Here is a 19,803-nt window from a genome sequence, read left to right as displayed (position 1 = left end):
TGCTCGCTCTTCGCGGAAGGCCGGCCCGCCTTCTCGCCGGTGTCCCCGGCCTCGGCGGCCGGCGGCGCGGCGGAGTCGGCGGAGTCGGCGGGGGAGCCGACGGCGGCCGCCCCGGTCTCCCGGGGCGCCGCCGTCTTCCGTACCGTGCGTCCGCCGGTCACCCGGCCGTCCGGGGTCCGGCCGCCCGCCGCGCCCCGCCCGTCCTTCGCGTCTGCCTCGTCCTTCTCGTCCTTCGCCACGGCCCCAAGGCTATCCGCCCGTTTCCGGCACCGGGACCGCGCAGGCTCCGCCCGGAGAACAGGCTTCGGCCGTCATCGACCGGTACTTCGCGGCGGCCAGCACCGCCCCCCGGGCGAACGGCCGGCCCGCCGGGCTGCTGAGCCAGTGCGCCTTCGGCCGGTGGTCGGCGAGCGCCCAGAGGCAGACGACCCACGCTGCCGCGCCCAGGTACACCTGCCCCTGGTCGCCGACGACCGTGATCTCCTCCAGCGTCGCCGCGTGGTCCAGCCCCGGAAAGCGCCGACGGGCCTCCTCGGACGCGGCGGGCACCAGCTCCAGCGGCACGAGCTGGCGCTGCCCCCGCAGCCAGTGGCGCACATGGACGCAGAGCGAGCACTGCGCGTCGTACAGCACGGTGAACCGGTGGACCGGGATCCGTATGGGCGCCGAGGTGCCCGCCCCCGTGGCGGGCACCCCCTCGCCCGGCGTCCCCGAGGTCATTTCCGCTTCCTCGCCGGGCATCGCACTCACTTCCCGGTGGCGGGTGCCGCCCACGGGCCCTGCGGCCCGGTCCAGCCCTGCGGCGGTACCGGCGGGGTCTGCTCGCGCTCCATCAGGCCCCTGCGGCGCATCTTGTTGAGGACGAAGACGTTGCCGAGGTGCATGGCGCCGAGCACCAGCAGGACGACGCCGATCTTCGGCGAGAGCGCGTCGAAGAGCTCGCGGGCGTCCGCGATGTCGTCGGCGTTGCGCAGATAGAGCGTCACGAAGCCCAGGTTCACCAGGTAGAAGCCGACCACCAGCAGGTGGTTCACGGCATCGGCGAGCTTCTCGTTCCCCCGCAGGACGTCCGCGATGAAGATGCGGCCGTTGCGGCTCAGCGTGCGCGCCACCCAGACGGTGAGCGCCACGCTGACGACCAGATAGATGACGTACGCGACCACGGTGAGGTCCATGCCCCAGCCCCCTTGAACGTGTTCAAAAGCTCTTGTCATGGACTGTAGACCTCTTTTTGAACATGTTCAAGGAGGGGGTGGCGGGCAGGGGGGCGGGAAGTGCGAAGGTCCCGGTCGAGACGTGGTCCGGGCCCGAGGCATGGTGCGGAGCGCGACATGGGTCGGAACCGAATGATTCGCCGCCGAAACGTGGGCTTTCACAAGGGCCGGGGGGCTCCGGGGCACGGTTTCCACGGGCGTACCATTCCGCCATGCAGCCACGCGACCGGGTCGACAGTCACATAGAGCGGTGGAAGCCGGTGCTTCCCGGACTCGATCCCGATGTCGAGGGTGCGGTGACCCGGATGCAGAAGATCACGGCGCATCTGCGCCGGGTGCGGGAGCAGTCGCTCACCGACGCCGACCTGGACCGCCCGGAGTTCGAGACCCTCCACGAGCTGGCCGGGCGCGGGGGTGCCGCCGCCCCGTCCGAGCTGGCCGCCGCGCTCGACCTGGCGCCCGCCTCGGTCACCGGGCGGCTCGACGTGCTGGAGGGCCGCGGCTATGTGCGCCGTACCCCCTCCACCACCGACCGGCGCCGGGTCGTCGTGGAACTCACCCCGGCCGGCCGGGCCACCTGGCGCGGCACCATGGACTACCTCGGCCACGAGGAGACCCGGCTGATCGACGCCCTGGACGCGGACGAACGCGTCCTGCTCAACTCCCTGCTGCGGCGCGTCCTGCTGGCCGCCGAGGGCGGCCCGGCGCCGCGTACGCCCCGCCCCTGAGCGGAGGGCCGGGGCGGGGCATCCCGGGAACGGGGCTTCCCGGGCGGGGTGTTGGTCAGACGCTCATCGAACGCGCGGTGTTGACCTGCGCCATGACCATGGGGAACGTGTTCGGGTTCATCGCCGGGATCATCGTCGAGTGGTGACGGCCGCCGCTCACCACGGTCACCTGGACGAACCCGGTGGTCTTCTTCTCCTTCATCAGGAGGAAGAGCAGGCCGACCAGGCAGAGCAGCGCGAACACGATCGCCAGCACGATCGCCACCGGCGGGATCTTCTCCTCGGTGCGCGACATGTCCGTCGCCGTCCATATCGCGCCCTTGAGGGGCATCGTCCCGGACGGGGTGATGACGGAGTCGTTCGTGACGGCTATGTCGCCGATGCTGAGCATCGGCGCACCCTGGTAACCCTGGTGCGGCACCGGGAAGTTGCCGCCCTGTGTCGGCTGCTGTCCCGGCCCCGGGTAGCCGTACGCCGGACCCGTCTGCGGGTAGCCGTACGCGGGCGTGCCGTACGCCGGCGGGCCGCCCGCCGGGTAGCCGTACCCCTGACCGTCCGCCACCGTGGGCGGATTGGCGGGCTGCTGGGGCGTACCCCACTTGTAGGCGTCGTCCGCGTACGGATTCGGCTCGCTCACCACGTTCCCCGTTTCGCTCGGCCGGCCCTGTGCGGTGCCGGGCACCCGACCGTACCGTTGCGGCCCCCCGGGCGCAGCAAGAGGCCCCGCCCACCGACGCTTTCGCGTGCGGTGGACGGGGCCTCCCGTCGTACCGGGCGGATCAGAAGCGACGCGTGATCAGCGCGCGCTTCACTTCCTGGATGGCCTTGGTGACCTCGATGCCACGCGGGCAGGCGTCCGTGCAGTTGAAGGTCGTGCGGCAACGCCACACACCGTCACGGTCGTTGAGGATCTCCAGCCGCTGCTCGCCGGCCTCGTCGCGCGAGTCGAAGATGAAGCGGTGCGCGTTGACGATCGCCGCCGGGCCGAAGTACTGGCCGTCGTTCCAGAACACCGGGCACGAGGACGTGCACGCGGCGCACAGGATGCACTTGGTGGTGTCGTCGAAGCGCTCGCGGTCCTCGGCGGACTGCAGACGCTCGCGGGTCGGCTCGTTCCCCTTGGTGACCAGGAACGGCATGACGTCGCGGTACGCCTGGAAGAACGGGTCCATGTCGACCACGAGGTCCTTGAGGACCGTGAGGCCCTTGATGGCCTCGACCGTGATCGGCTTCTCCGGGTTGATGTCCTTGATCAGCGTCTTGCAGGCGAGCCTGTTCTTGCCGTTGATCCGCATCGCGTCGGAGCCGCAGATGCCGTGCGCGCAGGAACGGCGGAACGTCAGAGTGCCGTCCAGCTCCCACTTGATCTTGTGAAGGGCGTCGAGGACACGCTCCTTCGGGTCGATCTCGATCTGGAAGTCCTGCCAGACCGCTTCCTCGGAGACCTCCGGGTTGAAGCGGCGGATCCGGATCGTGGCCGTGATGTACGGGGTGTCGGCGAAGCCGGGCTCGGGGGCGCTCGTCTTCTCCAGGGTCGGGGTAGCCATCAGTACTTACGCTCCATCGGCTGGTAGCGGGTCTGGACGACCGGCTTGTAGTCGAGCCGGATCGACTCGGTGCCGTCGGCCGCGACCTCGCGGTACGCCATGGTGTGGCGCATGAAGTTGACGTCGTCGCGGTTCGGGAAGTCCTCGCGGTAGTGACCGCCGCGGGACTCCTTGCGGGCCAGCGCGGACGTCGCCATGACCTCGGCCAGTTCGAGCAGGTTGCCCAGCTCGATGGCCTCCAGCAGGTCCGTGTTGAACCGCTTGCCCTTGTCCTGGATGGACACGTTCAGGTACCGCTTGCGCAGCTCGGCGATCTTGTCGACGGCCGTCTTGATCGTCTGCTCGGTGCGGAACACCATCACGTTGGCGTCCATGCACTCCTGGAGCTCCAGGCGGATCGCCGAGACGCGCTCGGTGCCGGTGGAGTTCCGCAGGCGCTCGACCTGGTCCACGACCATCTGCGCCGGGTTCTCGGGAAGCTCGACGAAGTCGTTCTCCGCGGAGTACTCGGCGGCGGCGATGCCCGACCGGCGTCCGAAGACGTTGATGTCGAGCAGCGAGTTGGTGCCCAGACGGTTGGCACCGTGCACGGACACGCACGCGACCTCGCCGGCGGCGTAGAGGCCCGGGACGACGGTCGTGTTGTCCGAAAGCACCTCGCCCATGACGTTGGTCGGGATGCCGCCCATGGCGTAGTGCGCGGTCGGCTGGATCGGGATCGGGTCCGTGTAGGGCTCGATGCCGAGGTACGTACGCGCGAACTCCGTGATGTCCGGGAGCTTCGCGTCCAGCTGCTCCGGCGGGAGGTGCGTGAGGTCGAGGTAGACGTGGTCGCCCTCGGGACCGCAGCCGCGGCCCTCACGGATCTCCGTGTAGATGGAGCGGGACACGACGTCACGGGACGCGAGGTCCTTCATGACCGGCGCGTACTTCTCCATGAAGCGCTCGCCGTCCTTGTTGCGGAGGATGCCGCCCTCACCGCGGGCGCCCTCCGTCAGCAGGATGCCCATGCGCCAGATGCCCGTCGGGTGGAACTGGAAGAACTCCATGTCCTCCAGCGGCAGCCCGCGGCGCCACGCGGCGGCCTGGCCGTCACCGGTCAGGGTGTGCGCGTTCGACGTCACCTTGAAGAACTTGCCGGTGCCGCCGGAGGCGAAGATGATCGCCTTCGCCTGGAAGACGTGGATCTCGCCCGTGGAGAGCTCGTACGCCACGACGCCGGCGGACTTCTTCACACCGGTCTCGGGGTCCTCCTGGAGCAGGAGGTCCAGGACGTAGAACTCGTTGAAGAACTCCACACCCTCCTTGACGCAGTTCTGGTACAGCGTCTGGAGGATCATGTGGCCCGTACGGTCCGAGGCGTAGCAGGACCGGCGGACGGGGGCCTCACCGTGGCTGCGGGTGTGACCGCCGAAGCGGCGCTGGTCGATACGGCCCTCGGGCGTGCGGTTGAACGGCAGGCCCATCTTCTCCAGGTCGAGGACCGCGTCGATGGCCTCCTTCGCCAGGATCTCGGCGGCGTCCTGGTCGACCAGGTAGTCGCCGCCCTTGATCGTGTCGAAGGTGTGCCACTCCCAGTTGTCCTCCTCCACGTTCGCCAGCGCGGCGGCCATGCCGCCCTGCGCCGCGCCCGTGTGGGAGCGGGTGGGGTAGAGCTTCGTCAGCACCGCGGTGCGGCTGCGCTTCGTGGACTCGATGGCCGCGCGCATACCGGCGCCGCCGGCACCGACGATGACGGTGTCGTACTTGTGGATCTGCATGATTTCCTCTGGTCCCTCTGGCCCGGTGCCTAGCGGATGTTCGGGTCGAAGGTGAAGATCACCAGCGTGCCCAGCAGGACGGTGAAGACCGTGGCGGTGTACAGGAGCATCTTGAGCCAGAAGCGGGTGTTCGCCCGTTCGGCGTAGTCATTGATGACCGTACGGAGGCCGTTGGAGCCGTGGAGCATGGCGAGCCAGAGCATCGCCAGGTCCCAGACCTGCCAGAACGGCGAAGCCCAGCGGCCCGCCACGAAGGCGAAACCGATCTTGGAGACGCCGCCGTCGAGCACCAGCTGGATCAGCAGGTGGCCGATGACGAGGACGACCAGGACGATGCCCGACAGGCGCATGAAGAGCCAGGCGTACATCTCGAAGTTGCCACGCGTCGACTTCGGCGTCTTGCCGGTCCGCTTGCGCGGGGGCTCGATCACCGGGGCCGGGTGGTCGACGTCGTACAGGCTCACGCCTTCGACGTCACCGATCGCGGAGGAGGTCTCGGTCGACATTGGCCTCAGCTCCCGAAGATTTCACGTACGGCGTGACCGAGGACGGGGTACAGGGCCCCCACCATCAGCACGATCCAGATGCCCAGCACGGTCCAGAGCATCTGCTTCTGGAAGCGCGGGCCCTTGGACCAGAAGTCCACGGCGACGATCCGCAGACCGTTCAGCGCGTGGAACAGGATGGCGGCGACCAGGCCGTACTCGAGGAGCGCGACGATCGGGGTCTTGTAGGTGTTGACGACGTCGTCGTACGCCTCGGGGGAGACACGGACGAGAGCGGTGTCCAGGACGTGTACGAACAGGAAGAAGAAAATGAGGACACCGGTGACTCGATGAGCCACCCAGGACCACATGCCTTCCCGGCCGCGGTACAGCGTTCCAGCCGGCACGGAAGAACCCTCCGGGAGCGGGGATTGGGGTCGGCCGGCTTGACTGTCGGTCTGACCCGGCCGGGTACGGTCCACCGGCCCCGGCCATGGTAGCGACGCTTTGTCGGTTCGTTCGCGCCGGGGCCCTTGCTGTGATCAAAGAGGCAATCGATCAGCCACGGACGGGCTAGGGGTTTCCGGGTCCGGGGCCCTGTCCGGCGCCGGGCCCGGGGAGGGCGCCGTCACCAGCTCGATGATGCGTTCCCGGGCGAGCCGCCGCATCTCATCCGCCGTGACCGAGCGCTCCTCGTCCGGGTCGTGCGCCAGCCGGGCCCTGATGCCGGCGAGCACCTGGTCCACGTGATGGGAGGGCCGGTGGCCGTCCAGGCAGATCACGAACGCGTGACCGAACTTGGCCACGTACGCGGCGTGCGCCGCCTCCAGCGCCAGACGCGCCGCGTGGGGCGCGTCCTCGGGCAACGAGGGCGCCGCCTCGCCGGCGAGCGCCTCGGCGACATCCGTGGGAGACAGGTCGTAACCCGCTTCGTCGGAGGCGGCGAGCAAGGAGTCCAGATCGGGATACGGGCGGTACGAGGCCACGCGGTGCGCCCAGCGGGTGCTGCCGCAGCACTCCAGCAGGGCGGCCTCCGCCACCAGGAACGGAGCCGTGTTGAACCGGGCGAGTCCGTGCGGGGTCATGGGAGCCCGGAGGTACGGGTCCTGGTGCTGCGGGTCCTGGTGCGGCGGGGCGGGCGCGGGAACGTGCTCGCGGACCGGACGGGCCGTCCGGCGGCCGCTCTGCCGCACCTGCTCCGGCACGCCGGCGGCGGTGGGCTCGCTGGACCTGGACAGCGTGAACTCCTCGGACGAATGAACATCAGGACCCTGGAGAGGGGTCGGGAAGGCCGGAAAGGCCGGAAAGGCAGTGAGCCCGCACGGGGGAGGCCGCACGGGGGACGAAAGTGAAGGGAGTGGCGTATGTGCCGCAACGGTAGCGAGATCAGAGGACACCCGTCCGGCGGAACCCAGAAAACCACCCGAACGAGAGAGTTTCGGAACGTTTGACTGACATCCCGTCCGATCGTCGTATCCCTCGATCGGGCTAAGCGAGGGCCAGTGGCCGGTATCCGCGCCCCGGTGCGCGTACATCTGCGGCATGCGCCTCTCCCGTGGGCGCCGCCGATCCCACCGGTCCCTCGGGTCTCTGAGACCTCTCAGGTCCCTCGGCTCCCTCATGTCCTTCCCTCCACGCCCCCCACGCCCCGGAGGTCTCCACCCCATGTCCCTCTCACGCGGTGCCCTCGCCGGAGCGGCGGCCCTCACCGCCGCCGCGCTCGCCCTCGTCTCCTGCGGTTCGGGTGACGACGGCGGCTCCGAGCCCACCGGGGACGCCGCCTCGTCGGCGCCCTCCATATCGCCCTCGTCCCCCGACGCGTCGACACCCGCCGCCGACTCCCCCTCCCCTCCGCGCTCCCCGTCACCCACCCGCAGCTACGCCCTCTCCGCGGCGCCCCGCACCATCCCGGCCGTACGCGAGCACACCGCCGCACGCGGTCCCGGCTGGAAGCCCACCTCCTCCGGCGCGGTGGTCGTCGCCGACGGCAGCGGCGCCCTCGCCGACGAGGCCAGGCTGCTCGCGAAGGAGCTGCGACTGAGTTACAAGGGGGAGGCCGCCGCCCGTTCGGGTGACGTCGAGCTCTCCCTGGACAAGGGAGCGAAGACCGGCGCCGAGTCGTACACCCTCACCGCACGGGACGGCCGGGTGACCATCAGCGGACCCGACGAGGCCGGCGTCTTCTGGGGCACCCGCACCCTCAAGCAGTCGGTCGCCGCCGACGGCACCTTCCCCGAGGGCGTCGTCAACGACCGCCCCGACCGCCCGCAGCGCGGCTTCAACCTGGACATCGCGCGCAAGCCGTACAGCGTCGACTGGATCGAGGACCGGCTCCGCGAGATGGCGGACCTCAAGATGAACCAGTTCGGCCTGCACTTCTCCGACGACCAGGCGTTCCGCATCGAGTCCCGCTCCCACCCCGAGGTGGTCTCCCCGGACCACCTGAGCCAGGCCCAGGTGAAGAAGATCCTGGCGCTGGCGAAGAGCCTGCACATCGAGGTGGTCCCCGAGATCGACTCGCCCGGACACCTCGGTGCCGTGCTCCGGGCCCACCCCGACCTCCAGCTCCACAGCGTCTCCGGGGCGGTGTCCAAGGGTTCCCTCGACATCTCGAAGCCGGGGGCCGCGAAGCTGATCGACGAACTGCTCGACGAGTTCACCGGCCTCTTCGGCGGGAAGTTCTGGCACCTGGGCGCCGACGAGTACCAGGCGCTCACGGTCCCCGACCCCGGCGCCTCGTACCCGCAGCTCCTCGTCGCCGCCCGGCAGAAGTACGGCGACGGAGCCACCATCGAGGACCTCGCCACCGGCTGGCTCAACGACCGCGCCGCCGTGGTCCGCCCGAAGGGGAAGACCGCGAAGGCCTGGAACGACGGCCTCTTCAGCGGCGGCACCGTGACCGCGGACAAGCGGATCGAGATCGAGTACTGGACGGGCAAGGAGATCGGCGCCCGCGAACCGGAGGCGTACCTGAGCGAGGGGCGGCCGGTGGTGAACCTCAACGACGAGTTCCTCTACTACGTGCTCGGCGAGCCCAACGAGTTCGTCTACCCGACCGGGAAGCGGATCTACGAGCAGTGGACCCCGCTCGTCCTGCGCGGCACCCGGCCGGTCCCGGCCAAGTACTCCGACCAGATCCTGGGCGGCCGGTTCGCCGTCTGGGGCGACTTCCCCAACGCCCAGACCCAGACGCAGGTGGCCGAGGGCATCCGGATGCCGCTGAAGGCCACCGCGCAGAAGCTCTGGGTACCGGGGAAGCCCGCGCTGAGCTGGGCGGCGTTCACCGGTCTGGCGGGGGAGATCGACGGGAGGGGGTGAGGCTGTGCCCCTCCGGGAGGGGGAGCATGCGGAATCAAGCCATCCGGTGGCCGGCGAGCGGGTCGGCCACCGGGAGCCCCTTCTTGTTTCCTTCGTCAAATTCGCGCCGAACAGGAGTCATTTTTCCTGATTTCTGGGATTGTTGTGGCTGGTGGGGCGCTCCGGCGGCGTCCTGGCGCGCTTTCCGGCCGGGGTGCGGTGACGTATTCACGCCACCCGGCGCTGTACGCGACACAGAAGACCTGGGGGTACGTCATGAACCTGTGGGACCTCATCGCCCGCGCCGACGCGCGTGCACTGGCCGCGAGCGGCCTCGCCTGCCTCGACCGCTGCCTGCCCCCGGCCCCGGAGGGCGACGGCCCGGAACCGCTGCGCCCGCTCTGGGCGAGCTGCGAGGACGGCACCGCGTGGGCGGCCCGCCTCGCCGCCGCACGCGAGACCGTCGCGGCCCTGGACGCGCCGCCCGGCACCGCCGACGGGGAGGTGCCCGGCGCCTTCCTCGCGCGCATCCGCGCGACGTTGGACGCCGCCCCGGAGACCTTCGAGGCCGGGCCCCTGCGGATCTGGGCCGACGCCTGCTCCCTGCTCTCCCTGGAGATCCACCGGCGGGCCGACCAGCCGCCCACCCCGGACCTGGACGCCCCTGCGGCGGAGGCGGCGGAGGCGGCGGGTCCGGCGGGTTCGGAGGAAGCGCTGGAGGAAGCGCCGGAGACCGGCGAACGGGAAACCCTGGAGCTGCTGAGGATCGGTTCCGCCGGGGCCGAGGCCGACGCGGGTCCGCTCGTCGCGGGCGAACTGCGCCGCCAGCGCGAGCTGCTGGAGATCCTCGCCGAGACCGCCGGCTCGCCCGGCAGCGGCGCGGGCCTGCGGCGGGCACTCGACCACTCGACGGAGGGCCGCAGGGTGCTGCGCGCGGTCATGTCGCGGAGGGCGCGCAACCAGGCGTGAGGGGGTGGGGTGCGTCGGAATGCCCCTCCCGGCGCGCCCCTCCCGGCGCGCCCGTTGAGGCCGTCGGCGCGCCCCGGGCTTCCGTACGGCAGGCGTACCGGCATCCGGCGACGGGGCGGCCGGATCCCCGCCTCGTCTCCATCGGTACCAGCTTCACGAAGGCCCCGGCGCTCGATCGCGACGATGAGGGGACGAGCGGGACGCCTGGCTTGCGCGGTCAACTGACATCTGTGTGCGGCGAGTTGCCTGTCGAGTCGGCGGCTTCCGCGGGGTGCACCGCAGGGAACGGACGGCAGACGGGTCAGTCGCTACGGTCAGCCTGCTGCCCAGGAACGAGACTCGTTCAGCGGTCCGCCTCGTCGTCGCGCCAGTGCTGAGGCTTGTTCAACTCGTCGCAGCAGCGAACCTTGCCCTGGCCGACCCCGAACCCCCGGTCACTGACGGGCTGAACCATCCAGCAGTCGGCAACCTCGTCCGGAAGGTGATGCGGGGCCGGATAGCCCTGCGCACCGGCATCGGGGCGGAAGCCGTGTTTCGGGTAATAGTCCTTGTGGCCGAGGACGAAGACCAGGTGAGAGCCCCGCTCCTTCAGCTTCCGGATGCCCGCGTCGATCAACTGCCCGCCCACGCCTCGGCGCTGGTGCTCCGGCGTGACGGCCAACGGCGCCAGGATGTGAATCATCGGCTGGTCGTCGAGGCCGTCGAGAAAGGCCCGCGTGAACAGGATGTGCCCGACCGGCTCCTCCCCGTCGAAGGCCAGCAGGGACACCGTGGGGGAAGCAGTCGGGTCGGCCAGGAGGTCCGCTACCAGTCTGGCCTCCTTGTCGTAACCGAAGGAGCGGGTCTCCACGTCCATGATGGTCGCGAAATCCTCGGACGTGCTTTCGCGAATCTGGAAGACAGGTGCCGTCATGTCCACAGTTAACCAGCGCTTCTTACCGGTTCCGGTGCCGGATTCTGTCGTCCAGTGCGGCGGCGATATCGGGTCACCCGCTCGTCGGGCTCGGCCGACGCGGGCGGAGCCGGCCGCATTCCGGATCGAGGCGATCAAGGCGATCGAGAGGCGGGGCCGAGGCTCGCGCGGTGTTGCGTCCGGGGCGAGGGAGGGCCGGATGATCGTCGACCGCGTTGGTCATGCGTTGGCCACGTGTCGGCCGTCCCAGGGCTCCGGGGGCGCGTATTGCCTGGTCGGCGCGGCGGAGCGGAAGAACGGCCGAGGCCGCCACCCCCCACAGGAGAGGCCTCGGCCGTCTTCCACGAAGCCGCAGTGCGGCCCCGTACTTCACTCAGCGCCACTGGCGCGTTTTCTGTTACACCCGGGGGCCGCCGACGGTTTGTTGCGACTTGTACAAGCCATGGACGCGGCACCCGCCGAGCACGTAGCGTGCTGATCGCGCAGGGTGGCGCAGCGGCGGTGACCAGCCGCGATTCGGGACAGCAGGGCGGTTGAGGGGTGCTGGGGGACGACGCGGAGCTGACCGCCGCGGTGCTCGCGGCGCAGGGCGGGAGCGAGGAAGCCTTCCGCGTTGTGTACCGCGCTGTGCAGCCACGGCTGTTGGGGTACATACGAACGCTGGTGGGGGACGCGGACGCGGAGGACGTGGCGTCCGAGACGTGGTTCCAGATCGCCCGCGATCTGAGCCGGTTCAGTGGGGACGCCGACCGGTTCCGGGGCTGGGCGGCCCGGATCGCGCGCAACCGTTCCCTGGACCATCTGCGGATGCGCGGGCGGAGGCCCGCGATCGGCGGTGACGAGACGGAGCTGACGGGGCGTCCGGCGGATTCGGACACCGCGGGAGAGGCCATCGAGGCCATCGACACCGAGCGGGCCATGGCGCTCATAGCCAGGCTCCCGCAGGACCAGGCCGAAGCGGTCGTCCTGCGGGTGGTCGTCGGCCTCGACGCGAAGAGCGCCGCGCAGACGCTGGGCAAGCGGCCCGGTGCCGTACGCACGGCCGCGCACCGCGGGCTGAAGCGACTGGCGGAGATGCTGGGAGGGGAGCAGCGGGAAGCGGAATGGGCCGGTACGGTCCCTGGGGGGCCGATGAACGACGGGCCGGAGCACGGTGCGGGGGGCCTGGACGGACCCGGGCCGGAACTCGGCGCCGTCCCCGCGCAGCGCCTCGGGCGAGGTGGTGTGGCGGCGCCCGCGGGAGTGGTTCCCGGAGTGACGCATTCGCGTCCGTGGACGCAGAAGGACATGTGATGGCCGACGATCGGGACGAGTGGCTCGACAGGGACGCGGCGGAGAAACTGCTCCGCGGCGAACCGGTCCTGCCTCCCGGGGTTCAGGCGCGTTCCGCCGCACGGAGTCTCTCCGATGCGCTCGGCGCGGCTCGTCCGGGATCGTCGGCCGATGGTGAACTCCCGGGCGAGGAAGCGGCGTTGGCCGCTTTCCGGCAAGTGGGGCCGATGCGCGGGGCGCCCGGGGCGGGGCGCCACCGGCGTCCCGTCGGGCCGGTCCCGGAGGCCGGTACGGCCCCGGGCGGGGGCGCGCTCGACCCGGTGCGGCTCGGTACGCCGCCCTCCCCGTCCCGCCGCCGGGAGCGGCCCCGCTTCGGCCGGCCGGTACGCATCGGCCTGGCGGCCTCGCTCGCCGGATGCGCGCTCGGCGGCGTCGCGGTGGCGGCCGGTACGGGCGCGCTGGCCGGGGCGTTCGGCGGCACGGAACACGGCCCGGCGAGCACCGTGTCGGTGGCCGCCTCGCCGGACGGCTCCACTCCGGAGGCGTCCGGTACGGACACTCCTTCCGGTGCCCCGACGGGGACCGGCACACCCTCCGGCGGAACCGTCCCGGGCGAGGGCGGCAGCGCCGCCCCGGGGGCCAGCGGGTCGAACGGCGGCAACGGCGCCGGGGAAGAGGGGAGTTCGGGCGGCCACGCGGGCGGTCACGGCGACGGATACGGGTTCCCGGACCGGGGCACGTACGGCGGCTCGGACGGCTCGGACGACTCGGGCGGCTTCGGGTCCGGCTGGTACGCCGAGGCCGTGGAGGACTGCCACGACTACCGGGACGGAGACCTGGACGAGCGGGAGCGCCGCAGCCTCGCCGAACTGGCCCGGGGTGAGAAGAACATTCCGGAGTACTGCGCGGGGATCACGGCCGCGTACCCCGGTGGCTCCGTCGCGGGCGACGGCCCGGACGGGGCGACCCCGGACGGCACGGGATACGGCTCCGGCCACACCGGTGACGGCAAGGACGAGTGGGGCCAGGACGGGTACCAGCAGGGTGAGTCGTCCGCCTACTCGCCGCGGGACACCCCCGCGAGCGGCCCGGCCGCCACCACCCTCGCGGCGCCGTCCGCGACTCCGGCCGCGTCGGCGCCGAAGACGGCGGCCACGCGGACAGGCGTGAAGGCGGCGGCGAAGGCGGGTGCGGAAGCCGCTCCGGAGCGGACGCTGTCCACGGGCACCACGTCCGGCGGGACGTGGGCCACGGATCCCGGCACGAACGGTACGAACGGTACGAACGGCGTGGACCACGGCTCCGGGCCCGAGGCGGCCGAGCGGACCGGGCGGGCCGGGTGGGACGCGCAGACCTCCCAGGGCGGGTACGGCGACGGGCGGGGCGCCGGGTGCGGGTCCGACGGGTACGCCGAGCCCGGTTCCGGGGGCCTCGACCGTGCCGCCTACGGGTGGATCTGACCGCTCGCCCGTCGTGCCACCGGTGTGGGGCCGATCACATTCGGCCGACAGCTGTGACGTTTTTCGGATGGGTGACGCAGTAGGAAGTGAGCCGACTGGTCATCGGCGGCGCATCGAGCCGGGGTTCCCCCCGTACCTTCGGCTCCGCGCATCGGCGCGGGCGGGACACGTTCCCCCGGTCCCGTCCGCGCCCCTTCTTCTTCCTTTCCTCTCCACCCCTCCTCTTCTCCTTCCTCGGTCCTTGGCGTGGTTCAGGGTTCGAGTGCGTTGTCGTGGGCGGTTGCTGATGGTCCGTCAGTGATAGATGACCACCTTGTCGCCGTCCTTCACCTGCGCGTAGAGGGCGGAGATCTTCTTCTCGTCGCGGACGTTGACGCACCCGTGGGACGCCCCGCCGTAGCCGCGCGCCGCGAAGTCGGCGGAGTAGTGCACCGCTTGGCCGCCGCTGAAGAACATCGCGTACGGCATCGCGGAGCCGTACAGCGTGGAGACGTGGTGGCGCGACTTCCAGTAGACGGAGAAGACGCCCTCACGCGTCGGCGTGTACTCCGAGCCGAACCGCACGTCCATCACCGAGACCACCCGGCCGTCGATCATCCACGCCAGGGTCCGGCTCTCCTTGCTGATGCAGAGCACCCTCCCCTTCAGGCAGCGCGGGTCCGGAGCGGCCACGGGAAGCTCGGTCGGCGGGTCGAGCTCGGACGCGGTGGGCGTACGCGTGGCGGCCAGCAGCCGCTGCCAGGTGACGGAGTCCGTCCGGCCCGTCACCGCGAGGCCGAGCTTGCGCTGAAAGGCCTCCACCGCCGTGGCGGTGAGGGTCCCGTAGTAGCCGGTGGGGTTGCGGGTGAAGTGCCCGGCCTGCCCCAGCCGGGCCTGGAGTTCACGCACCCGCGCACCCTCCGAGCCGATGCCCATCAGGGCCGAGGCGGACGGCGAAGGCGCCGGGGCGGTGGGGGCGGTGGGACTCGCGGCCGGGGTGGGCGGCGCGGAGGGAGCGGGCGGCTTGTCGTCGGAGGTGCGGGACGTCGAAGGAGTGCGCGTCGGAGTCCGTGGCGACGAGGCCGGCTGTGCGGTGGCGGTCCCGGTGGCCGCCCCGGGTACGGGTACGGGCGAGGCGCTCGAACCGCCGGTCACCTCCACCGGTTTGCACCCCGCCGCCAGGACCGCCCCGGCGAGCAGTACGGCGGCGGTCGCGGCGACCCTCCGCGCGGGCCGGCCGCGCCCGTGGTCATGGGCCGGCGGCGGGGCCGCAGATGGCGGCGGTGTCGATGTCGAGGGTGGACGTGTCGCTCGTGTGCGTGTCGCTCGTGTGCGTGTCACTTCGGCCTCCCCGTGGCCCGCAACGCCCCGCGTACCGGTGTTACGGGGGACGCGTTCCCGCCCCGCGCGGTTGCCGAACCTCGTACGACGGCGACACGGGGAACACCGTTTCCCGCGAATGCGCTCGTCCGGGTGGATTGGGATCCGGGCCCGCCCCGACCCGGCGGCCCGGGTGGACCATGGGACGGGGACGGTCCGGCCCCGATCGGCCGGACACCCGACCGGCCAAGAGCCCGCAGGAGCATCCGACATGGCAGTACCGGACCCGGACCTGACCGAAGCCGCCGACGAAGCGACAGCCGCCCTCGACGTCCCAGCAGCCGTTCTCGAAGCGACCCCACCGGCCGACGAACCACCCGTCGACGACCTCCGCGCCGACGGCCTCCTCGCCGGTGCGGACGTGGCCGACGAACCTCCCGCCGACGATCCATCGGCCGACGAACCACCGGCCGACGAACCCCTGGATCTCGCCGACCGGGATCTGGTACGCGACCCGTTCACCTCCTACGCACCCGTCCGCGCACGCGAGCGGATGGTGCGCGGGCGCGCGGGGGGTCGACCCGATGTGGGTGGCCACCCGCTTCGACGACATCCGCACGATCATGAGCGACCCCCGCTTCACCGTGGACGCGGCGACCGTCCCCGGTGCTCCGGTCGCCCACCGTACGGAGCAGACCTGGCAGGCCCGCGGCATGCGGCCGGACCACGAGAAGTACCTGCGCGCCGGGATCTTCGACGCGGACGGCGCCGACCACCGCCGGCTGCGCGGCCTGGTGACCGCCGCGTTCTCCCCGATGCGGGTGGCCGCGCTGCGCCCGAGGATCGAGGCCATCGCCCACCAGCTGATCGACCGCCTGCCGGAGTACGCCGAGAACGGTGTGGTGGACCTGGTGGAGCACTTCGCCCGGCCCCTGCCCATCACCGTCATCTGCGAACTCATCGCCGTCCCCGAGGCCGACCGCGACCGCTGGCGGGCCCGGAGCGCCACCCTGACCGCCGGGGTCTGCGGCGAGGAACTCGGGGACGCGCTCGCCGGCATGGTCGACGACGCGCACGCCCTCGTGGAGCACCACACCCGCCACCCCGGCGCCGACCTCGTCTCCGACCTCCTCGGCCCCGAGTGCCGCGACCGGCTGAGCACCGACGAACTCGTCGCGCTCGTCGTCAATCTCGTCGTCGCCGGGCACATCACCACCGTCAACCTCGTCGCCAACGGCACCGAAGCGCTCCTCACCCACCCCGAGCAGCTCGCCCGACTCCGTGCGGATCCCTCCCTGATGCCGCACGCCGTCGACGAACTCATGCGCTACTGCGGCCCCGTCGTGCGCGCGCTGCCCCGTTACGCGGTCTGCGACACCACCGTCGGAACCACCCCGGTGCGCGCCGGGGAGGCCGTCCTGCCCATCGTGTCCGCGGCCAACCGCGACCCGGCCGCCTTCACGGACCCCGACCGCCTCGACATCACCCGCACCCGCCGCAGCAGGGAGCACCACATCGGGTTCGGCTACGGCGCCCACCGCTGCCTCGGCGCGCACCTCGCCCAGGAGGAGACCGCCGTCGCCCTGACCGCACTGCTCGGCCGGTTCCCCGGACTCCGCCTCGCCACCGGGCCCGAGCACCTGGAGCGCGGCACCAACCCCGTCAACTGGCACCTGACCGCCCTCCCCGTCCGGCTCTGACCAGGGTTGTTCCTTGGCTCCGGCCCCCGGTCCCCGGACAGCGGCCGGACCCCGCCCCTGGACAGCGCGGCCACCCCGCGTGCGAAACTCCGTCCCATGCTGGGTGTCACTGATCTGCCGACCTACCTCGTCGGCCTCGTCCTCATCGTTCTCCTGCCGGGACCGAACTCGCTCTACGTGCTGTCCGTCGCCGCCCGGCGCGGCATACGCACCGGCTACGTCGCGGCGGCCGGGGTCTGGACCGGTGACACGGTCCTCATGACCCTGTCCGCCCTCGGCGCCGCCTCGCTGCTCCAGACCACTCCGGTGCTCTTCGCGGTGGTCAAGTACGCGGGCGCCGGCTACCTGACCTGGCTGGCCTTCGGGATGCTCCGCGCCGCCCGGCAGCTGTGGCGGGAACGCACCCTCCGGGTCGCCGAACTCACCGAGGACACCCCGGCCGCCGGGGAGAAGAGCACCGGGGAGGACGGGGTACGGGAGCGGCCGTACCGCCGGGCGCTGGTGGTCAGCATCTTCAACCCGAAGGCCATCCTCTTCCTGATTTCCTTCTTCGTGCAGTTCGTCGACCCCGACTACGCCTACCCGGCGGTGTCGTTCGTCGTCCTGGGCGGGCTGCTCCAGCTGGCGAGCTTCCTCTACCTCTCCGCGCTGATCTTCGGCGGCACCCGCCTCGCCGCCGCCTTCCGCCGCCGCAAGCGGCTGTCGGCGACGGCCACCTCGGCGGCGGGTCTGCTCTTCCTCGGCTTCGCCGCGAAGCTCTCGCTCAGCGGCATCTGAGTCCCGCCCGGCGTCAGCGGGCGGCCGGTTCCGGCAGGGCGAGGCCCAGCCGTGCGGCGTACGCGCCCAGGCCCTCGGCGGTGGTGCCCGCCCAGCCGACGTACCCGTCCGGGCGGACCAGGAACAGCCCGGCACCGTACGCCTCCGAGAGCGGCGCGCGGTGCACCCGGACCATGACGCCGTCCGGCACCGGCAGCGGGGCGTCCGTGCCGACCGCCAGCAGGGTGAAGTGCGGGCCCCGGAACACGTCGAAGAGCCGCCGCCCGTCGCCCGCGTCCCCGTCCGGCGCCCGGTCGCCCGCCACCAGGACGCCCGCCGCGCCCTCGGAGAGCGGACCCCCGCGGTAGCCGAGGCCCAGCTGCTGCGCCTCCTTGCCGCGTCGCTGCTCACCCCGGTGGATGCGGGTGGAGAGGCCCAGCATCTCGGCGGCGACCGGGCGGCGCTCCTGCTCGTACGTCTCCAGGAGGGCTCCGGGCGCGCCGTGCAGCAGCACCTGGCCGAGCTTCCAGCCGAGGTTGTACGCGTCCTGGACGCTGGTGTTCAGCCCCTGGCCGCCCGCGGGGGAGTGCACATGGGCGGCGTCCCCGGCGAGGAGGACGCGCCCCTGGCGGAAGCGTTCGGCGAGCGCCGCGCGGGGCCGGAAGTCCGAGGACCAGCGGACCTCGGTGACCGCGTCCGCGCCGAGGTGGGTGCGGGCGGCGACGAGTGCCCGTACGCCCTCGGCGGAGGTGTCGGGCGTCCCCTCCAGGAACTGCGCGACCAGCTGGAAGTCCTCCGTGCCGGGCAGCGGGCAGAGGGTGAGCACGCCCGCGTCGTGCACGAAGATGTGCCAGTTGAGCCGGTCGAGCGCCGCCGCCCCGATCCGCACGTCCGCCACCAGCGTGGGCGACGGGTCGACGGTCTCGCCCTCCATCGCGAGGGAGAGCGCACGCCGGACCGTGGAGCGCCCGCCGTCCGCGGCGACCAGGTGGCGGGCGCGGACCTCGCCGGTGGTGAGCTGCGCGGTGACCCCGTCGGCGTCCTGGGAGAACCCCGTCAGGGCGGACGAGAGGACGACGTCGCCGCCCAGTTCGCGCAGCCGGGCGAGCAGGATCTCCTGCGTCCGCCACTGCGGCATCATCCAGGGCTCCCCGTACGGCTCCGCGTCGGTGGGGGCCGCGCGGCGGAACATGTCGTACGCGCCCAGGCGCTCGCCGTCCTTCCAGGACATCCCCACGGGCGCGGCCCCGCCGTGCGCCCGTACCTCCCCGCCCACTCCGAGGTCGTCGAGGACCTCCCGGGTGCGGGGCTGGATGCCCTTGCCCCGGGAGCCCGCGAAGAGGGTTCCGGAGCGTTCGACGAGGAGGTGGCGCACCCCGCGCCGGGCCAGGTCGCAGGCGAGCGCGAGACCGCAGGGGCCGGCCCCGACGATCAGCACGTCCACGTCCCGCGCGACGCTTTCCTTAACATTGTTAAGTTCCATGTGGCGAGTGTGACCTTAACGTCGTTAAGGAGTCAAGGGGCGAGGGTAAAGTGCGCGGGATGGGCACGACGAAGATCGACCGGTCGAAGGTCGCGGAGACCGCACTGCGGCTGCTGAACGAGACGGGGCTCGACGGACTGACCCTGCGCGCCATCGCCAAGGAACTGGACGTCCAGGCGCCCGCCCTGTACTGGCACTTCAAGAACAAGCAGGAACTCCTCGACGAGATGGCCACGGCGATGTACCGCCGGATGCTGGTCGAGGAGACCGCGGACCTCGCCGGCCGAAGCTGGCGGGAGCGGATCATCGCCTCGCAGACCGCCCTGCGGACCGCCCTGCTGCGCTACCGCGACGGCGCGAAGGTCTTCAGCGGGGCGCGCTTCACCGGCATCGACCACGCGCCGGGCATGGAGGAGCACCTGCGCGTGATGGTCGACGCCGGATTCGACCTGCGGCAGGCCGTACGTGCCGCCGCCACCGTCAACGCCTACACGATGGGGTTCGTCACCGAGGAACAGGGCGTCCAGCCCATGCCCGGCGAGCGACGCGACGGCTACGACGTGTCCGAGCGGGCCGCGCGGATGGCGGACTTCCCGCTGGTCGCCGCGGCCGGTTCCGAACTCTTCACCGAATACGACGAGTTGTTCGCGGAGGGGCTCCAGATCCTCGTCGCGGGGATCGGCGCGCGGTACGGCGTGGAGTGACGACGGGGCAACGCGGCCGTGGCACAACGCGACTGCGGCGCAAGGCGACTGCGGGGCAACGCGACGGCGGCACAACGCGGCGGCGGGGCAACGCGACGGCGGCACAACGCGGCGGCGGGCCGTTCGCGCACCCGGACCCTCACCCTCGCCCTGCGCACCGACGTGGACGGCGCGGGCGACGTCGGGTTCGACGTTCGGGTGCCGTGCCCGCACGAC

19 protein-coding genes and 1 pseudogene are annotated in these 19,803 nt (G+C 71.8%); 9 read left to right on the top strand and 11 right to left on the bottom strand.

From position 1 onward, the window contains the following. Positions 1 to 249: 249 nt before the first annotated feature. Positions 250 to 720, bottom strand: coding sequence for a thiol-disulfide oxidoreductase DCC family protein (locus ACWCWD_RS17225; protein ID WP_450773645.1), 471 nt, complete (start codon positions 718 to 720; stop codon positions 250 to 252). Between the two features lie 26 nt (positions 721 to 746). Next, the gene (locus ACWCWD_RS17220) at positions 747 to 1,175 is read right to left on the bottom strand and encodes a hypothetical protein (protein WP_450773644.1); all 429 of its coding nucleotides are present in this window, start codon (positions 1,173 to 1,175) and stop codon (positions 747 to 749) included. 251 nt (positions 1,176 to 1,426) lie between these two features. Here ACWCWD_RS17220 and ACWCWD_RS17215 point away from each other — a divergent pair, with 251 nt between their 5' ends. After that, complete coding sequence (locus ACWCWD_RS17215) at positions 1,427 to 1,942, top strand: MarR family winged helix-turn-helix transcriptional regulator (protein WP_450773643.1); 516 nt, start codon at positions 1,427 to 1,429, stop codon at positions 1,940 to 1,942. A 55-nt stretch (positions 1,943 to 1,997) separates the two neighbouring features. Here ACWCWD_RS17215 and ACWCWD_RS17210 read toward each other — a convergent pair whose 3' ends face one another. From ACWCWD_RS17210 to ACWCWD_RS17185, 6 genes are all read right to left on the bottom strand, one after another. Then, positions 1,998 to 2,579: a hypothetical protein gene (locus ACWCWD_RS17210; RefSeq protein WP_450773642.1), complete on the bottom strand. Its 582-nt coding sequence runs from the start codon at positions 2,577 to 2,579 to the stop codon at positions 1,998 to 2,000. Positions 2,580 to 2,721: 142 nt separating this feature from the next. Beyond that, entirely contained in the window at positions 2,722 to 3,489 is a 768-nt protein-coding gene (locus tag ACWCWD_RS17205) for a succinate dehydrogenase iron-sulfur subunit (RefSeq protein ID WP_328719773.1), read from the bottom strand. Further along, positions 3,489 to 5,249 (bottom strand): succinate dehydrogenase flavoprotein subunit, encoded by a 1,761-nt coding sequence (gene sdhA, locus ACWCWD_RS17200; protein WP_450773641.1) that lies wholly within the window; start codon positions 5,247 to 5,249, stop codon positions 3,489 to 3,491. Before sdhA ends, ACWCWD_RS17205 begins: the two co-directional genes overlap by 1 nt. A 29-nt stretch (positions 5,250 to 5,278) precedes the next feature. Next, positions 5,279 to 5,755, bottom strand: a complete 477-nt coding sequence (locus ACWCWD_RS17195; RefSeq protein ID WP_327177609.1) for a succinate dehydrogenase hydrophobic membrane anchor subunit — start codon at positions 5,753 to 5,755, stop codon at positions 5,279 to 5,281. A gap of 5 nt (positions 5,756 to 5,760) precedes the next feature. Beyond that, positions 5,761 to 6,141 carry a succinate dehydrogenase, cytochrome b556 subunit gene (gene sdhC / locus ACWCWD_RS17190; RefSeq protein ID WP_327177610.1) on the bottom strand — a complete coding sequence of 127 codons (381 nt, stop codon included), beginning with the start codon at positions 6,139 to 6,141 and terminating at the stop codon, positions 5,761 to 5,763. A gap of 135 nt (positions 6,142 to 6,276) precedes the next feature. Next, entirely contained in the window at positions 6,277 to 6,939 is a 663-nt protein-coding gene (locus ACWCWD_RS17185) for a 2-oxo-4-hydroxy-4-carboxy-5-ureidoimidazoline decarboxylase (protein ID WP_450773640.1), read from the bottom strand. Positions 6,940 to 7,399: 460 nt separating this feature from the next. Between ACWCWD_RS17185 and ACWCWD_RS17180 the strand changes: the two genes are divergently transcribed. Together ACWCWD_RS17180 and ACWCWD_RS17175 are read left to right on the top strand one after the other, a co-directional pair. Next, positions 7,400 to 9,052: a family 20 glycosylhydrolase gene (locus tag ACWCWD_RS17180; protein WP_450773639.1), complete on the top strand. Its 1,653-nt coding sequence runs from the start codon at positions 7,400 to 7,402 to the stop codon at positions 9,050 to 9,052. A gap of 255 nt (positions 9,053 to 9,307) precedes the next feature. Then, positions 9,308 to 10,000: a hypothetical protein gene (locus ACWCWD_RS17175; RefSeq protein WP_450773825.1), complete on the top strand. Its 693-nt coding sequence runs from the start codon at positions 9,308 to 9,310 to the stop codon at positions 9,998 to 10,000. Positions 10,001 to 10,343: 343 nt separating this feature from the next. Here the strand turns inward: ACWCWD_RS17175 and ACWCWD_RS17170 are convergent, their stop codons facing one another. Further along, entirely contained in the window at positions 10,344 to 10,913 is a 570-nt protein-coding gene (locus ACWCWD_RS17170) for a GNAT family N-acetyltransferase (protein ID WP_450773638.1), read from the bottom strand. A gap of 540 nt (positions 10,914 to 11,453) precedes the next feature. Here ACWCWD_RS17170 and ACWCWD_RS17165 point away from each other — a divergent pair. Then, positions 11,454 to 12,206: an RNA polymerase sigma factor gene (locus ACWCWD_RS17165; RefSeq protein WP_450773637.1), complete on the top strand. Its 753-nt coding sequence runs from the start codon at positions 11,454 to 11,456 to the stop codon at positions 12,204 to 12,206. Beyond that, positions 12,206 to 13,645 carry a hypothetical protein gene (locus ACWCWD_RS17160; protein ID WP_450773636.1) on the top strand — a complete coding sequence of 480 codons (1,440 nt, stop codon included), beginning with the start codon at positions 12,206 to 12,208 and terminating at the stop codon, positions 13,643 to 13,645. The genes ACWCWD_RS17165 and ACWCWD_RS17160 overlap by 1 nt, the downstream gene beginning before the upstream one ends. Before the next feature lie 294 nt (positions 13,646 to 13,939). Here the strand turns inward: ACWCWD_RS17160 and ACWCWD_RS17155 are convergent, their stop codons facing one another. Next, entirely contained in the window at positions 13,940 to 14,824 is an 885-nt protein-coding gene (locus ACWCWD_RS17155; protein ID WP_450773824.1) for a L,D-transpeptidase family protein, read from the bottom strand. A gap of 710 nt (positions 14,825 to 15,534) precedes the next feature. Here ACWCWD_RS17155 and ACWCWD_RS17150 point away from each other — a divergent pair. Beyond that, positions 15,535 to 16,644 carry a cytochrome P450 family protein gene (locus tag ACWCWD_RS17150; protein ID WP_450773635.1) on the top strand — a complete coding sequence of 370 codons (1,110 nt, stop codon included), beginning with the start codon at positions 15,535 to 15,537 and terminating at the stop codon, positions 16,642 to 16,644. A 96-nt stretch (positions 16,645 to 16,740) separates the two neighbouring features. Next, complete coding sequence (gene leuE / locus ACWCWD_RS17145; protein ID WP_450773634.1) at positions 16,741 to 17,421, top strand: leucine efflux protein LeuE; 681 nt, start codon at positions 16,741 to 16,743, stop codon at positions 17,419 to 17,421. Between the two features lie 13 nt (positions 17,422 to 17,434). Here leuE and ACWCWD_RS17140 read toward each other — a convergent pair whose 3' ends face one another. Further along, positions 17,435 to 18,883 carry an FAD-dependent monooxygenase gene (locus tag ACWCWD_RS17140; protein WP_450773633.1) on the bottom strand — a complete coding sequence of 483 codons (1,449 nt, stop codon included), beginning with the start codon at positions 18,881 to 18,883 and terminating at the stop codon, positions 17,435 to 17,437. A gap of 59 nt (positions 18,884 to 18,942) precedes the next feature. Between ACWCWD_RS17140 and ACWCWD_RS17135 the strand changes: the two genes are divergently transcribed. Continuing rightward, positions 18,943 to 19,587: a TetR/AcrR family transcriptional regulator C-terminal domain-containing protein gene (locus ACWCWD_RS17135; protein WP_450773632.1), complete on the top strand. Its 645-nt coding sequence runs from the start codon at positions 18,943 to 18,945 to the stop codon at positions 19,585 to 19,587. Between the two features lie 18 nt (positions 19,588 to 19,605). Beyond that, a pseudogene (locus ACWCWD_RS17130) lies at positions 19,606 to 19,803 on the top strand (hypothetical protein); the annotation flags it as partial.

Source organism: Streptomyces sp. NPDC001493 (genome assembly GCF_053597235.1).
This window is presented reverse-complemented; position numbering and strand designations above follow the sequence as displayed.